The following is a 15,388-nucleotide window of genomic DNA, read 5'->3' as shown; positions in this document are numbered from 1 at the left end:
GATGGCAGATCACACCTCGCTGGTGCCGGTGCGCGCCTCCGAACTCGGCCTGGGCCGCCCCGCGCCCTGGCCGATCTACAACGATGCCGGCAAGCTCCTGCTGGCACGCGGTACCTTGATCGATACACCGGATCAACTGGCCGGGCTGATCGAAAACGGTCTCTACCGCAATGCCAACTGGATTGCCGAGCCGGATACCGAATCCGTACCGTTGCCGCAGGCACGCGACGTCTTGCGCAAGAAGCAGGGTGGCAAAAAACCTTTGAAGCCCTCTGCGGCAGTGCGCGGCCAGGAAACCGTGATCACGCTTGACGAGGTGCGCTGGCAGATCGGCGATACCTTGTGGCTGCAATTTGCGGACGATGCCGCGCAGCGCTATGCCGTGTCATTGGTGGGCTGCTTGCCCAACCGCAGTATCCTAGTGACAGCGCCACAAAAGGAGGGCAAGCAGCTCTTCGTGCGGGAAGGCCAGGGCTTCGTGGTGCGCGCCCTGACCGGTCGCCGCGCCTATGCTTTTGCGGCGCAACTGCTGAAGTACCAGCAAACTCCTTTCGTTTACCTTCATGTCTCCCTGCCCAAGGAGGTACGTTCCACCGTCATCCGCCAGGCCACCCGCGTGCCTGTCGGGGCGGAAGGCTATCTCGCGGTGGATGGTAGCCAGCCGCTGGCCGCCAGCGTGATCGACCTCAGTTTGGCTGGGGCTTCGCTGGTGGCGACCTCGCTTTCCGGCAAGGTGGCTGCAAAGAAGGGCGTGACGGGCCAGCTGCGTTTCGTGGCCTCGGTGGCGGACCAGCAGTTGCCGCTGGAACTGCCGGTGGTCCTGCGGACGGTGGAGTCTTTGGGGGAGGCCGATTTCCATCAGTACGGGGTGGAATTTGCGCAACTGACGGTGCGCGACAAACTGGTGCTGTCAGCCTATGTCTATCAGGAACTGACGCTGCAGGAATAGACGACGCAACAGGGCAGGAGAATGTCAGGAGGAGGGGCTGTCCAAAGCTCGGCTTCGGTTAAAATTCAGCCCATGAAAATCCTCATCAGCAACGACGACGGCTACCTGGCACCCGGCATCAATGCCCTGGCCGAAGCCCTCGCACCGATCGCCGACATCACCGTGGTGGCCCCCGACAGCAATCGCTCGGGCAGCTCCAATTCCCTGACGCTGGATCGCCCGCTGTGGGTGGAACAGGCCGCCAACGGCTTCTACTATCTCAATGGCACGCCGTCGGACTGTGTCCACGTGGCGCTGACCGGCTTGCTCAAGGAGCGTCCTGACCTGATCGTCTCCGGTATCAACCAGGGCCAGAACATGGGCGACGATACGCTCTATTCCGGAACGGTGGCGGCGGCGACCGAGGGTTTTCTGTTCGGCATTCCTTCCATTGCGTTTTCGCAACTGCACAAGGGCTGGGGCGAGCTGGAGTCGGCCGCACGCATCGCCCGCGAGATCGTTGAGCGCCGCTTCGACAGCCTGCCCAAGCCTTACCTGCTCAACGTCAACATTCCCAACCTGCCGTATGCGCAGATCAAGGGCTGCGTGGCAACCCGTCTGGGCAAACGCCACATGTCCGAGCCGGTGCACAAGCTGACTGACCCGCATGGCCGGGACCTGTACTGGATCGGCCCGGCCGGGGCCGCCAAGGACGGTGGCGAGGGCACCGATTTCCATGCGACGGCCAATGGCTACGTCTCCATCACGCCGCTGCAGATCGACCTGACGCACTCCGCGCAACTGGACAATCTCAAGAAAGCGCTTGCATGAGCGACAAGCCCAGCCGCTTTCCGCTGAGCCTGTCCTCGGTGGTCGACAAGAAAAAGACCGCCAACGCCGGGCGGGATGCGGCTGGCCGGCCCCAGGCCACGACCCAGACCGCGGCCAAGAATGCCGCCCAGTCATCGCAGCGCGCGGCCCTGAAGCCGGTGCAGCAGGGCCTGGCCCAGGCGCTGCGTCCGCCGCCGGCACCACCGCGCGCGCCGGTAGCGCCTGCCCAGCCGCTGCTGAGCGCCGCGCCGGTGCCGCGCACGGCCGTCAGGAACGTCATGACGGTGACCCAGACCAATGCTTCCCATCATGCCTCGCCGCTGGCCTCGGAAGCGGTGCGCAAGGCCATGGTGGCGCGCGTGGCCAAGCAGGGTGTGGCCGATGCCAAGGTGCTGGCCGCGCTGGAGGCAGTGCCGCGCCACATGTTCGTGGAACCCGGCCTGGCCAGCCAGGCCTATATCGATGCGTCGCTGCCGATCGGCCATCACCAGACCATTTCGCAGCCCTACATCGTGGCGCGCATGATCGAACTGATGCGCCAGAATCGCCATGGCGGCCGCCTGGACCGGGTATTGGAGATCGGTACCGGCTGCGGCTACCAGGCCGCCGTGCTGTCACGGGTAGCCGGCGAGGTGTATTCCATCGAGCGCATCAAGCCATTGCATGAACTGGCCAAGACCAATCTGCGTCCCTTGCGCGTGGCGAACATCCGCTTGCATTACGGAGATGGTATGCTTGGCCTGCCGCAAGTTGCGCCGTTTGATGGCATTATCCTCGCGGCGGCAGGTCTCGAAGTGCCGCAGGCCCTGTTGGAACAGCTCGCCATTGGCGGCAGGCTGGTAGCGCCCGTGGGCGAACGCCAGCAGGTGCTGGAACTGATTGAACGTGTCGGCCAGCGCGACTGGCGCCGTACCACCCTGGAACAGTGCCATTTCGTGCCGCTGCGGCCGGGAACGGTGTAGGTCGGCAAAGTCCGGCATGAGCAGGACGCAATGAGCAAAACCGGCGGATATCAGGTCCGCCACGCATCATCGAACAGGGAACGGGCGGCAACAAGCACAAGCATCCAAGCCGCGGGTCGATGAAAAGAGCGGATGGGCAGGCGAGGGGGCCGCATTTCCCTGATGAACTTCTGGCGCTGGCTGCGTGTCAACTAGCGTCGTACAAAATCTAACGTAAGAGCATGAAGAAAATTCGTTTGGCTGTATTGGGCAGTGTCGTCAGTTTGCTGGCCGCCTGCGGCTCGACACCGAATCAGCAGCCGGCGCCCGTCGTCGAGCGCACGTCGAGCACCGCCAAGCCGGCCGATGCTGCTGCCGCTCCGGTGGTGCCGGCCCCGTCGGGACGTGGCTATTACACGGTCAAGAAGGGCGATACCCTGTATCGCATCGCCCTGGACGTCGGGCAGAACTGGCGCGACATCGTCGCCTGGAACAATCTGACCAACCCGAACGACATCAAGGTCGACCAGGTGCTGCGCGTGGCGCCGCCCGATCGTGCCGGTCCGGCCCAGACGGCGACCGTGGCTGCCGCGCCAGGCGCAGGCCTGGATGTGAAGCCGCTGGGTGCACCAGGCGCCGCCGCACCGGCTGCAGCACCGATGGCCTCGGGCAGCAACAAGACTGGTCCGCGCGGTGACAAGCGCGCCTACTCGGAAAGCGCCCTGGCTGAACTGGAAAAGCCTGATGCTGCACCGGCAGCCGCACCTGCTGCAGCCCCTGCGGCTGTCGCCAAGCCGGAAGTGCCGCATGCGGCGGACAAGCCGGCGGCAGCCAGCCAGGCGCCGGTCGCCAGCGATGATGAAGGCGTGACCTGGATGTGGCCGGCCGACGGCAAGGTGGTCGGCACCTTCGAAGGCGGCAAGAAGGGTGTGGACATTGCAGGCAAGGATGGCCAGGCCGTGCTGGCAGCAGCCGGTGGCAAGGTTATGTATGCCGGCAGCGGCATTCGTGGCTATGGCAATCTGGTGATCATCAAGCACACCAACAACTTGTTGTCGGCCTATGCCCACAACAAGACCATCCTGGTCAAGGAAGGCCAGGCGGTGACCAAGGGACAGAAGATCGCTGAAATGGGCAAGTCCGACAGCGACAGCGTCAAACTGCATTTCGAGATCCGCCAGCAGGGTAAACCTGTTGATCCTTCAAAATACTTACCGCCACGCTAGCGTATGACAAGCAATCGCCGCGATCACTTGCCAGACCAAGACCCTCGTGAAGAGGATATGGACGATCCCATCGAGGAGATCGATGAACCGGAAGTGATTGACGGCGATGCTGCCGAGCAGCCCCAGGAGGCTGCCCCGGCCGAAGGCGTGGACGAGCTCAAGAAGGTGCTCGCCGCCGAACTCTCCACCGACACCACCCAGCATTACCTCAACAAGATCGGTGCCAAGCCGCTGTTGACGGCGGCCGAAGAGCTGCATTTCGCCACCCAGGCCAAGGCCGGCGAATTCGAGGCGCGCCAGAAGATGATCGAGCACAACCTGCGGCTAGTGGTGTCAATCGCCAAGCACTACATCAACCGGGGCGTGGCCCTGCTGGACCTGATCGAAGAGGGCAACCTCGGCCTGATGCGCGCCATCGACAAGTTCGAGCCTGAGCGCGGTTTCCGCTTCTCCACCTACGCTACCTGGTGGATCCGCCAGAGCATCGAGCGCGCCATCATGAATCAGGCCCGTACCGTGCGGCTTCCCGTGCATATGGTGCGCGAGCTGAACCAGATTCTCCGCGCAAAATATCACCTCGAAGCGCAGCAACGTGACGGAAGAGACGCCAGCGCCGAAGACATCGCGCACCTGGTAGACCGCCCGGTGGAAGAGGTGCAGGATGTGCTGGCCCTGTCCGAACATGCAGCCTCGCTGGACACCCCGCTGGATAACGACCCGCAGGCCAGCCTGATGGATCTCTTGCCCAGTGCGGTTGAAGAGCATCCTGACACCCGTGCCGAAAGCCAGGAAATGGCCTTGCTGATCCGGGAATGGCTCAAGAGCTTGTCCGAAAAGCAACGTGTCGTGGTGGCCCGCCGCTTCGGCTTGGACAACGACGATCCCTCGACGCTGGAGCAACTGGCGGGCGAAATGGGCATCACTCGTGAGCGTGTGCGCCAGGTGCAGCAGGAGGCTTTGGTCAAGCTCAAGCGGCTGCTGACCTCGCGCGGCGTGAGCCGCGACGCGTTGTTCTAGGGCGCTTCCTCTAAATTGCAGTGGTTTTCGCGGGCCGGCGCGGTCCGGATGCGCTTGCTGCTTCCCTCGCGGTCCCGGATCGCGGACAATACCGCTTTTGTTTTCGGCAGCGGGCTTCGGTCCTACCCTGTGGTTTCCCTCATGCAACAAGACATCATCATTGAAATCAAGTCGCTCGACATGGACGGGCGCGGCGTTGGTCACCTCCAAAACGAGGATGGCACGCAAGGCAAGGTCATCTTCGTCGAAGGCGCGCTGCCGGGCGAGCGGGTCAGTTTTCAGTCCTATCGCAAGAAGCCCAAGTGGGAAGCGGGCGTGATGACCACGCTGCATAGCGAGTCCTCGCTGCGGGTGAAGCCCAGGTGCGAATATTTCGGCACCTGCGGCGGCTGTGCCATGCAGCATCTGGAGCCGTCGGCCCAGGTCGCCATGAAGCAGCGCGTGCTGGAAGACAACCTCTGGCACCTGGGCAAGACCAAGGCCGAGGTCATGCTGCGTCCCATCTATGGTCCCACCTGGGGTTATCGCTATCGCGCCCGCATCTCGGTGCGCCACGTGGCCAAGAAGGGTGGGGTGCTGGTGGGCTTCCATGAAAAGCGCTCGTCCTTCATCGCCGATATGAAGACTTGTGAAATCCTGCCGCCCAATGTGTCGGCCATGCTGGTGCCGCTGCGTGAACTGGTGGCGGCGCTGTCGATTCGTGATCGCATGCCGCAGATCGAGCTGGCTGTAGGTGAGGGCGACGATGGCAACAAGGTTACCGTACTGGTGTTGCGCATCATGGAGGCGCTGAGCCCGGCCGATGAAACCCTGCTCAAGACCTTTGCCGACGAGCACAAGATCGAATGGTGGCTGCAGACCAAGGGACCGGATACGGCAGCGCCATACTATCCCGCCGAATCGCGCCTGCAGTACACCTTGCCTGAATTCGGTATCCGCATGCCGTTCAAGCCGACCGATTTTACCCAGGTGAATCACCAGATCAACCGCGTTCTGGTGGCCCGTGCGCTGCGCCTGCTGGATGTGCAGCCGCAGGATCGCGTGGCTGACCTGTTTTGCGGCTTGGGTAACTTCACGCTGCCCATCGCTACCTTGGCACGCGAAGTGGTCGGGATCGAAGGCAGCACGGCCCTGACCGAGCGCGCACTGGACAATGCCAAGGTCAATGGCGTCGATGCCAAGACCAGTTTCTATTGTCGCAACCTGTTCGAAGCCAAGCCGGAGGATTTCGTGGCGCTGGGCAAGTTCGATCGCATGCTGATCGACCCGCCACGCGAAGGTGCCATGGAAGTCTGCAAGGCCCTCGTGGAATTGCCGCCGGAACAGCAGCACCTGAAGCCCAAGCGTATCGTCTACGTCTCCTGCAACCCGGCCACGCTGGCGCGTGACGCCGGCATGCTGGTGCATCTCGGCGGTTATGCGCTCAAGTATGCTGGCGTAGTGAACATGTTCCCGCATACGGCCCACGTGGAATCCATCGCCGTGTTCGATCTGCCCGAGTGAGGTCGAGGGCAGCAGACGAAAAAAATGCCGGCTTGCGCCGGCATTTTTATTTCATTTGAAGCAATATTCGCGAGATCAGTCTCGGTTGCCGCCAACGATGCCCAGGATGGACAGCAGGTTGGCAAAGACGTTGTAGACGTCCAGGTAGATCGCCAGCGTGGCCGAAATGTAGTTGGTTTCGCCGCCGTTGACCACCTGTTGCACGTCATACAGGATGTAAGCCGAGAAGATGGCGATGGCCACCACCGAGATGGTCAGTTGCAGCGCCGGCAGGTGCAGGAAGATGTTGGCCAGCGAAGCCACCAGGATCACCAGCACGCCTGCGAAGAGCCACTTGCCCATGCCCGAGAAGTCACGCTTGGAGACGGTGGCGATGGTGGCCATGCCGCAGAAGATGATGGCGGTGCCGCCAAAGGCTGTCATGATCAGTCCAGCACCGTTGGAGAAGCCCAGCGTGTACTCGATCAGGCGCGACAGCATCAGGCCCATGAAGAAAGTGAAGCCCAGCAGGAAAGCCACGCCCCAGCCGGTATTCTTGGTTTTCTCGATGGCGTAGAAGAAGCCGAAGGCGATCGCCAGGAACAGCACGAAGCCGATCATCGGGCTGGCGGCAAACAGGCTGAAATGCATCTGCACGCCCAGCCAGGCGCCCAGCACGGTCGGGATCATCGACAGCGCCAGCAGCCAGTAGGTGTTGCGCAGAACGCGGTTGCGGGTGGCCAGGCTCGTGGTCGAGTGGCCGAAGGTCGTGTCCAGTTGATTCATATGTCCTCCGAAGCGTTGAATGCGAGCCAGAGAATAGCACGATGGCTCACTGCTAAGACAAGTCTTCCCTCGCTCTGGTTCGAGATGCGGGCACTTTATCTGAGGCCGTTATCTCGCGCATCCTGGCTGATTTCAATGCGCTACTGCCCGTATGCCGTGTCAAAGCAGGTGAATTGACATGATATCTGATGGTTTCATGCTAAAATACAAGGTTCATTGAATTAACAATTATTGGCTTTAAGCCTTTATTTTTATTGGAGTTTTTCTCATGGCAATTGAACGCACCCTGTCGATTATCAAGCCCGACGCCGTCGCCAAGAACGTGATCGGTCAAATCTACAGCCGTTTCGAAAACGCCGGCCTGAAGGTCGTCGCTGCTCGCATGGCCCAACTGTCGCGCGCTGAAGCCGAAGGTTTCTACGCTGTGCACCGTGAGCGTCCTTTCTTCAAGGACCTGGTGGACTTCATGATCTCCGGCCCGGTGATGATCCAGGTGCTGGAAGGCGAAGGCGCCATCCTGAAGAACCGCGACCTGATGGGCGCAACCGATCCGAAGAAGGCTGAAAAGGGCACCATCCGCGCCGACTTCGCTGACTCCATCGACGCCAACGCCGTGCACGGTTCGGACGCTGAAGAAACCGCCAAGGGCGAAATCGCCTACTTCTTCCCGGCACTGAACGTTTATTCGCGCTAATCTGTTCCTGTTTTTCATCGGTCTTCCGGGCCGGGGCGGAAACCGGCGCTGCAATCCCTGCCGCGTCTTTCTGCCTTGGTCCCGACCGCAAGCATCATGACTACAGCTCTCACCAATCTGCTGGATATGGATCCCGCGCAACTCGTCGCCTACTGCGGCGAGTTGGGTGAGAAGCCGTTTCGTGCAAAGCAGTTGCAGCGATGGATACACCAGTTCGGCGTGTCTGATTTCGATCAGATGACCGACCTGGCCAAATCGCTGCGCGACAAGCTGAAGACCCGCGCCGAAGTCCGTGCGCCGGCCATCATCAGCGACCATACCTCCACCGACGGCACACGCAAGTGGCTGGTCGACGTGGGCCAGGGCAACGCGGTGGAAACCGTGTTCATTCCTGAAGAAAACCGCGGCACGCTGTGCGTTTCGACGCAGGCGGGCTGTGCCGTGAATTGCCGCTTCTGCTCCACCGGCAAGCAGGGCTTCAACCGCAATCTGACCGTGGCCGAAATCATCGGCCAGCTGTGGATGGCGGAATTCGAATTGCGCAAGACCAAGGGTATCGAAGGCGGCCCCAAGGGCGAGCGCCAGATCACCAACGTGGTGATGATGGGCATGGGCGAGCCGCTGCTCAACTTTGAGCCGACCGTGACCGCCTTGCGCCTGATGCTGGACGACAATGCCTATGGCCTGTCGCGCCGCCGCGTCACGCTCTCCACCAGCGGCGTGGTGCCGATGATCGACAAGCTGTCGCAGGAGTGCCCGGTGGCGCTGGCTGTCTCGCTGCACGCGTCCAACGATGTGCTGCGCGATTCCCTCATTCCGCTGAACCGCAAGCACCCGCTGCGCGAGCTGATGCTGGCCTGCAAGCGCTATCTGGAATTCGCGCCGCGCGACTTCATCACCTTCGAGTACTGCATGCTCGATGGCGTCAACGACACCGACACCCATGCGCGCGAACTGGTCGCGCTGGTGAAGGAAGGCGAGACCGCCATCCCCTGCAAGTTCAACCTGATTCCCTTCAATCCCTTCCCCGAGTCGGGCTTGAAGCGCTCGCACAATCCGCGCATCAAGGCGTTTGCGCAGATCCTGATGGATGCTGGCATCGTGACCACCATCCGCAAGACCCGTGGCGACGACATCGATGCCGCCTGCGGCCAGCTGGCCGGTGAAGTGAAGGATCGTACGCGGGTGCAGGAACGCATGCAGAAAATGGCCGAATACCAGGCCAAGTTCGGCAAGGACTTTGGCCGCATCGTGGAGATCTCCGGGTGACGGCAGGGTGGTCCCATGTCCTTGCTGGTCCTGCGGTACCAGCCTTCGCCGCCACGGCGAGGGATCAGCTGCCGCTTTTTACAGAATGGGTAACGGGGGCGTCGATGTTGCGCTGGGGCGCAGGCATCGCACGTCCTTTTTGTGTTTTTGCTGAAATGATCGTCCATTCTGCCGTTATGGTTCAGGATGGGCTGAAGTTGTCGAATTTCCCCGGAGGGACGCGGCAGGTGCCGCGCAGGGACGCTCCAGAAGAATCCGGCCAGGGCCGGCTAAAAAAAGCTTTTCCATGTGGAGCATTTGATGAGTGATCAACAAATGAACGAAATGTCGTCGCAGCAACCGCAAGATCCTGGTCCATCGTCCCCGGCCCAGGTCTTGCCCGGCGCCGCGCTGGCGGCAGCGCGTCAGAAGAAGGGCTGGACCATCGAGCAGGCAGCCAGCCTGGTGAAGCTGGCCCCGCGCCAGATCCTGGCGATCGAAGCGGATAACTACGCAGCCTTGCCCGGCCTGGCCGTGGCGCGCGGTTTCGTGCGCAGCTATGCCAAGGTGCTGGGGCTGGATGTGAATGCCGTGACGGCTTCCTTGCCGCAGGAGTCGGCCGTGCAGCAGCGCGACCACATCGTGCCGCAGCACCAGCTCTCCACGCCGTTCTCGGAAGGTCCGCTGCCGGCCATGATGATGAGCACGCGCGGCAACAGCTCGGCCTTGCCCATCGTCGCCGGTGTGGTGGTGGTCGCCCTGTTGGCAGGCGCGGCAGCCGTGCGCTGGACTGAACTCGGTGCCAATGTGCCGCAGTTGGCCTTCCTCAAATCGCATCACGAGGAGGCAGCAGCAGCGTCGGGCACTTCTCCGGATGCGCAGAATGTGCAGTCGGCCGAGACCGCTTCTTCCACCGAGACACCGGTGAATGCCCGCGTTGAAACAATCACGTCCGCACCCGCCGAGGAGCCCGCCAAGCCTGCTGCTCCCGTTGCGGAGGCACCCGCACCGGTAGCTCAGGCCCCGGTGGCGGCCAAGCCGGAACCGGTTCAGGCTGCCACGCCGGCAGCCAGCCAGCCGGCATCCACGCCGGCCCCGGCGGCTGCGTCTGCCGCATCGGCTGCGCCCGCCCAGATGGCCTCGACTACTGTCCCCAGTGGCCTGAACATCGTCAACAGCAAGGATTTGCTGCGCCTGACCTTCCGCGAGGATTCCTGGGTGGAAATCCGGCGTGCCGACAAGAGCACCGTGATTTCGCGCCTGCTCAAGGCCGGCACCACCGAGACCTTTGATGTTTCGGACGCCACGACCCTGATCATCGGCAACGCCGCCGGTGTTGACGCCAGCCTGCGCGGCCAGCCGCTGGACCTGAAAACCCCGGGCGGCAGCAATGTTGCACGCCTGAACCTGAACTGAGTCGACTGCCATCATGTCTTCCTTCCCGATCGCCTCCGGGCCGCTGGCCCGCCGCAACAGCCGCCGCGTGGTCATCAGCCATGGGGCGCGCGAGATCATCGTGGGTGGTGGTGCCCCGGTCATGGTGCAATCCATGACCAACACCGACACTGCGGATGCCATCGGGACGGCCATCCAGATCAAGGAACTGGCCCGGGCCGGCTCCGAGATCGTGCGCCTGACCGTCAATACGCCGGAGGCCGCCGCTGCCGTGCCGGCCATTCGCGAGCAGCTCGACCGCATGGGCGTGGATGTGCCACTGGTGGGCGATTTCCACTACAACGGCCACACCCTGCTGACCGATTATCCGGAGTGTGCCCAGGCGCTCTCCAAGTACCGGATCAATCCCGGCAACGTGGGCAAGGGCGCCAAGCGCGATACCCAGTTCGCCCAGATGATCGAAGTGGCCTGCAAGTACGACAAGCCGGTGCGCATCGGCGTGAACTGGGGCAGCCTTGACCAGGCGCTGCTGGCGCGCATCATGGACGAAAACGCTGGTCGTGCCGAGCCGTGGTCGGCCCAGGCGGTGATGTATGAAGCCTTGGTCACCTCTGCCATCGAGAACGCCCAGCGCGCCGAGGAGCTGGGCATGTCGGGTGACAAGATCATCCTGTCCTGCAAAGTTTCCGGCGTGCAGGACCTCATTGCGGTCTATCGTGAACTGGCGCGCCGCTGCGAATACCCCCTGCACCTGGGCCTGACCGAGGCCGGTATGGGCAGCAAGGGCATCGTGGCCTCCACGGCGGCGCTGTCGGTGCTGCTGCAGGAAGGCATCGGCGACACCATCCGCATCTCGCTGACCCCCGAGCCGGGCGGCGACCGGACCAAGGAAGTGGTGGTCGGCCAGGAAATCCTGCAGACCATGGGCTTGCGCAAGTTCACCCCGATGGTGATCGCCTGCCCGGGTTGTGGCCGCACCACCTCGACCGTGTTCCAGGACCTGGCCGACAAGATCCAGACCTTCCTGCGCGAGCAGATGCCGGTCTGGAAGGGCAAGTATCCCGGCGTGGAAGCCATGAACGTGGCCGTCATGGGCTGCATCGTCAATGGCCCCGGTGAGTCCAAGCACGCCAACATTGGCATCAGCCTGCCGGGCACCGGCGAGTCGCCGGCGGCACCGGTGTTCATCGATGGCGAAAAGAAGATGACCCTGCGCGGCGAACGCATCGCCGAGGAATTCCAGACGGTGGTGCTGGAATATGTCGAATCGCATTACGGTCAGGGCAGCCATTCCTGACCACCGTGGAGCCCGCCACCATAGGGCGTTGCGGGCCATGCAGTACACTTGCGCTGGTGCGTCGCACGAAAGATGCGTCAGATACCAGTTTCCAGAAATGAAGTAAAAAGTAAAAACTCCGGGTTTCGGTATGTCAGAACAAAAGAAAGTCGAAAAAATCGTTGGCGTCAAAGGCATGAATGACATCCTGCCGGCGGACGCCCCGTTGTGGGAGCTGTTCGAGAACACCGTGCAATCGGTACTCAAGAGCTACGGTTTCCAGCAGATCCGCACCCCCATCGTCGAGCCGACCGCGCTGTTCGCGCGCGGCCTGGGCGAGGTGACCGACATCGTCGAGAAGGAAATGTATTCCTTCACCGATTCCATGAACGGCGACAACCTGACTTTGCGCCCGGAAAACACCGCCGGCGTAGTGCGTGCTGCCCTGGAACACAACCTGACCTATGACGGTCCCAAGCGCCTGTGGTATGTCGGCCCCATGTTCCGCCATGAGCGTCCGCAGCGCGGCCGTTATCGCCAGTTCCATCAGGTCGGCGCCGAAGCCGTGGGTTTCAGCGGCCCGGACATTGATGCCGAACTGATCATGATGTGCCAGCGCCTGTGGGATGACCTGGGCCTGTCCGACATTCGCCTGGAACTGAACTCCATCGGCAACGCCGAAGAGCGCAACAAGCACCGTGCCGACCTGATCGCCTACTTCGAACAGCACAAGGAACTGCTGGACACCGACGCCCAGCGCCGCCTGCACGCCAACCCGCTGCGCATCCTGGATACCAAGAATCCTGCCATGCAGGAGATGGTGAACGCCGCCCCCAAGCTGCTGGATTACCTGGGTGAAGAATCGCGCGCGCACTTCGAGGGCGTGCAGAAGATCCTGCGCCACAACAACATTCCCTTCACCATCAACCCGCGCCTGGTGCGTGGCATGGACTACTACAACCGTACCGTGTTCGAGTGGGTCACCGACCAGCTGGGCTCGCAGGGCACGGTCTGCGGCGGTGGACGCTACGATCCGCTGATCGAAATGTTCGGCGGCAAGCCGACCCCGGCCTGTGGCTTCGCCATGGGCGTGGAACGCCTGCTGGAGCTGATGAAGGCCAATGGCGAGCAGTATGCACCGAACCAGTGCGACGTCTATCTGGTCCATCAAGGCGAAGAAGCACAGTTGCAATCTTTCGTTCTGGCTGAACGTTTGCGGACTGCCGGGCTCGATGTTGTGCTACATTGCGCATCGTCCAATGGTGGTGGTTCGTTCAAGGCGCAGATGAAGCGCGCCGACGCCAGCGGTGCTGCCTTTGCCGTGATCATCGGTGAAGACGAGCTCAAGGCCGGGACTGCCACCGTCAAGCACATGCGCGAAGGCAATGCCGAGGAAGGGCGTGCCAACCAGAGCAACATGGCCTTCGACGGCGTGGTCGACTACATCGTGGAACAGATCGTGGGCGATCACGACCATGATCACGACCACGTGCACTATCACCCCTGAAGACCCGTCCACCTCGACCGTCAACTTATCTAAACGCAGAGTTACATGGCATACGATCTCGAAGAACAAGAACAGCTTGATTCCATCAAGGCCTGGTGGGCGAAATACGGCAACCTGGTGACCTGGGCGCTGATCATCGCGCTGGCCGCCTACGCCGGCTGGACTGGCTGGAATACCTACCAGGGCCGCCAGTCGGCGCAAGCCTCGGTGCTCTACGAAGAACAGCAGAAGTCGCTGGCGGCCAAGGACAATGCCAAGGTGCAACGCGCCGCCGCCGACATCCAGGACAAGTTCAGCGGCACCGCCTATGCCGAGATGAGTGCGCTGGTGGCAGCCAAGTCGGCCTTCGATGCTAATGACCTGGAAGCGGCCAAGAAGCAGCTGCAATGGGTGATCGACCACGGCCGTGGCAAGGAATACAAGGCCATCGCTGCCGTGCGCCTTGCGGGCGTGCTGCTCGATGCCAAGGCGTATGACGAGGCGCTGAAGGTCTTGTCGGGTGACTATCCCGCCCAGTTCGCGGGTGCCATTGCTGACCGCAAGGGCGATGTGCTGGCTGCCCAGGGCAAGCGCGACGAAGCCCGCAGCGCCTACAAGCTGGCGCTGGAAAAGAGCGACGCCAAGGATCCGGGTCGTCAGCTGATCCAGATCAAGCTCGACGCCATCGGCGGCGAAGCGCCCAAGGCCTGAGGCCGGCGCTCGCGCCACTGAAGAATGCTCCGGGTCCCGGTTCGCTGTGGCGCACCGGTGGTCTGGCGGGTTGCAGATGCAACCCCGAATTGAATCGCAATCCCACCGCGAATCCATCCATCGCTTAGAGGAAACAGAATATGCGTAGTGTGACAGCCACTGCTGCCAAGGCAACATCCTTTGCTCGATCCCGTAGCGCCTGCAAGCTGGCGCTGAATGTGGCCGCCATGGCCGCCGTGGTGGCCTTGTCCGGCTGCTCGCTGTTCTCCAGCAAGAAAGATCCGAATCCGCCGGCCCCGCTGGTCGAATTCACCCAGAAGATGCGTGCCCAGGCTGCCTGGACGGTGTCGGTCGGCAAGGCCGGCAGCTACCAGTTCAGCCCGGCTTTCGCTGCGGGCAGCGTGTTTGCCGCCGCCAATGATGGCACCGTGGTGCGCATCAACGCCCAGAACGGCCAGACCCTGTGGCGCAGCCGTGCTGAAGGCGACCTGACCGCCGGTGTCGGCAGCGATGGCAGCACCGTGGTGGTGGTGGCCGAGAAGGGCCGTATCCAGGCCTTCGATGCTGCCTCCGGCAAGCCGACCTGGAGCGCTCAGGCACCCAGCGAAGTACTGTCGGCTCCGGCCGTGGGCGAGGGCCTGGTGGTCATTCGCAGCATCGACAACCGCGTGACCGCGTATGATGCCGACAATGGCAGCCAGCGCTGGATGGTCCAGCGCAACGTGCCGTCGCTGACCCTGCGCAATGCGCCGGGCATCGTGATCGGTTCGCAGACCGCCTTCGTGGCCCTGCCGGGTGGCCGTCTGTCGGCCCTGGCACTGAACAACGGCGGTCCGCGCTGGGAAGTCCCGGTGGGCGATCCGCGCGGTACCACCGAACTGGAACGCATCTCCGACGTGTCGGGCGTGCCGGCACTGGGTTCGCGTGATATCTGTGCGGTGTCGTACCAGGGGCGTATCGGTTGCTTCGATTTGCTCAACGGCAATGTGCGCTGGATCAAGGAGTTTTCCAGCGATGTCGGCGTCAATCTGGATGACGCCTACGTCTATGCGGCCGATGTCAATGGTGCCGTCACCGAGTTCGCACGCGATACCGGTGCCGTCATCTGGCGCAACGACCGCCTGAAGAATCGCCAGCTGTCCAGCCCGATCGCAGTGGGCAAGGCGGTGGCGGTGGCTGACTTCCAGGGTTATATTCACTTCCTGTCGCGGGAAGATGGTGCCTTCGTGGCCCGTCTGGCTACCGACGGCAGTGCTGTCCAGGCGCCTCCGGTTTCGACCGGCTCGTCTGTCGTTTTCCAAACCAAATCAGGAACCGTGGTCTCCGTCGTCGCCGAATAACTGGCAGTGACGAACGACCCCCAAGAA

Annotated in this window: 14 protein-coding genes; 13 read left to right on the top strand and 1 reads right to left on the bottom strand. The window is 62.5% G+C overall.

The features are described 5' to 3' along the window. The first annotated feature begins 1 nt into the window (after position 1). From MKD49_RS00550 to rlmD, 6 genes are all read left to right on the top strand, one after another. Positions 2-949 carry a flagellar brake protein gene (locus MKD49_RS00550; protein ID WP_252695155.1) on the top strand — a complete coding sequence of 316 codons (948 nt, stop codon included), beginning with the start codon at positions 2-4 and terminating at the stop codon, positions 947-949. Between the two features lie 72 nt (positions 950-1,021). After that, positions 1,022-1,759: a 5'/3'-nucleotidase SurE gene (gene surE / locus MKD49_RS00545; RefSeq protein WP_134222776.1), complete on the top strand. Its 738-nt coding sequence runs from the start codon at positions 1,022-1,024 to the stop codon at positions 1,757-1,759. Beyond that, positions 1,756-2,721: a protein-L-isoaspartate(D-aspartate) O-methyltransferase gene (locus MKD49_RS00540; RefSeq protein WP_134222775.1), complete on the top strand. Its 966-nt coding sequence runs from the start codon at positions 1,756-1,758 to the stop codon at positions 2,719-2,721. The genes surE and MKD49_RS00540 overlap by 4 nt, the downstream gene beginning before the upstream one ends. 221 nt (positions 2,722-2,942) lie before the next feature. Next, positions 2,943-3,926 (top strand): peptidoglycan DD-metalloendopeptidase family protein, encoded by a 984-nt coding sequence (locus tag MKD49_RS00535; protein ID WP_121041901.1) that lies wholly within the window; start codon positions 2,943-2,945, stop codon positions 3,924-3,926. A gap of 3 nt (positions 3,927-3,929) precedes the next feature. Continuing rightward, positions 3,930-4,943, top strand: a complete 1,014-nt coding sequence (gene rpoS, locus MKD49_RS00530; protein ID WP_039785345.1) for an RNA polymerase sigma factor RpoS — start codon at positions 3,930-3,932, stop codon at positions 4,941-4,943. 141 nt (positions 4,944-5,084) lie between these two features. Next, a complete protein-coding gene (gene rlmD / locus MKD49_RS00525; protein ID WP_204726645.1) occupies positions 5,085-6,446 on the top strand; it encodes a 23S rRNA (uracil(1939)-C(5))-methyltransferase RlmD in 1,362 nt (453 codons plus the stop codon). Positions 6,447-6,521: 75 nt separating this feature from the next. Here the strand turns inward: rlmD and MKD49_RS00520 are convergent, their stop codons facing one another. Continuing rightward, positions 6,522-7,211, bottom strand: coding sequence for a Bax inhibitor-1/YccA family protein (locus tag MKD49_RS00520; protein WP_039785351.1), 690 nt, complete (start codon positions 7,209-7,211; stop codon positions 6,522-6,524). A gap of 268 nt (positions 7,212-7,479) precedes the next feature. Between MKD49_RS00520 and ndk the strand changes: the two genes are divergently transcribed. The 7 genes from ndk to bamB all read left to right on the top strand — a co-directional run bounded on the left by ndk (position 7,480) and on the right by bamB (position 15,361). After that, the gene (gene ndk / locus MKD49_RS00515) at positions 7,480-7,905 is read left to right on the top strand and encodes a nucleoside-diphosphate kinase (protein ID WP_034333977.1); all 426 of its coding nucleotides are present in this window, start codon (positions 7,480-7,482) and stop codon (positions 7,903-7,905) included. A gap of 96 nt (positions 7,906-8,001) precedes the next feature. Further along, positions 8,002-9,174, top strand: coding sequence for a 23S rRNA (adenine(2503)-C(2))-methyltransferase RlmN (rlmN, locus tag MKD49_RS00510; RefSeq protein ID WP_121041897.1), 1,173 nt, complete (start codon positions 8,002-8,004; stop codon positions 9,172-9,174). 300 nt (positions 9,175-9,474) lie between these two features. Further along, positions 9,475-10,569: a helix-turn-helix domain-containing protein gene (locus tag MKD49_RS00505; RefSeq protein WP_252695154.1), complete on the top strand. Its 1,095-nt coding sequence runs from the start codon at positions 9,475-9,477 to the stop codon at positions 10,567-10,569. Positions 10,570-10,582: 13 nt separating this feature from the next. Continuing rightward, a complete protein-coding gene (gene ispG, locus MKD49_RS00500) occupies positions 10,583-11,845 on the top strand; it encodes a flavodoxin-dependent (E)-4-hydroxy-3-methylbut-2-enyl-diphosphate synthase (RefSeq protein WP_121041893.1) in 1,263 nt (420 codons plus the stop codon). A gap of 130 nt (positions 11,846-11,975) precedes the next feature. Beyond that, positions 11,976-13,331 (top strand): histidine--tRNA ligase, encoded by a 1,356-nt coding sequence (hisS, locus tag MKD49_RS00495; protein WP_204726643.1) that lies wholly within the window; start codon positions 11,976-11,978, stop codon positions 13,329-13,331. Between the two features lie 45 nt (positions 13,332-13,376). Continuing rightward, positions 13,377-14,021, top strand: a complete 645-nt coding sequence (locus MKD49_RS00490) for a tetratricopeptide repeat protein (RefSeq protein WP_252695153.1) — start codon at positions 13,377-13,379, stop codon at positions 14,019-14,021. A 140-nt stretch (positions 14,022-14,161) separates the two neighbouring features. Continuing rightward, positions 14,162-15,361 carry an outer membrane protein assembly factor BamB gene (gene bamB, locus MKD49_RS00485; protein WP_039785361.1) on the top strand — a complete coding sequence of 400 codons (1,200 nt, stop codon included), beginning with the start codon at positions 14,162-14,164 and terminating at the stop codon, positions 15,359-15,361. Positions 15,362-15,388: the final 27 nt, after the last annotated feature.

The organism is Herbaspirillum sp. WGmk3 (genome assembly GCF_023952535.1).
GTDB lineage: Bacteria > Pseudomonadota > Gammaproteobacteria > Burkholderiales > Burkholderiaceae_D > Herbaspirillum > Herbaspirillum huttiense.
This window is presented reverse-complemented; position numbering and strand designations above follow the sequence as displayed.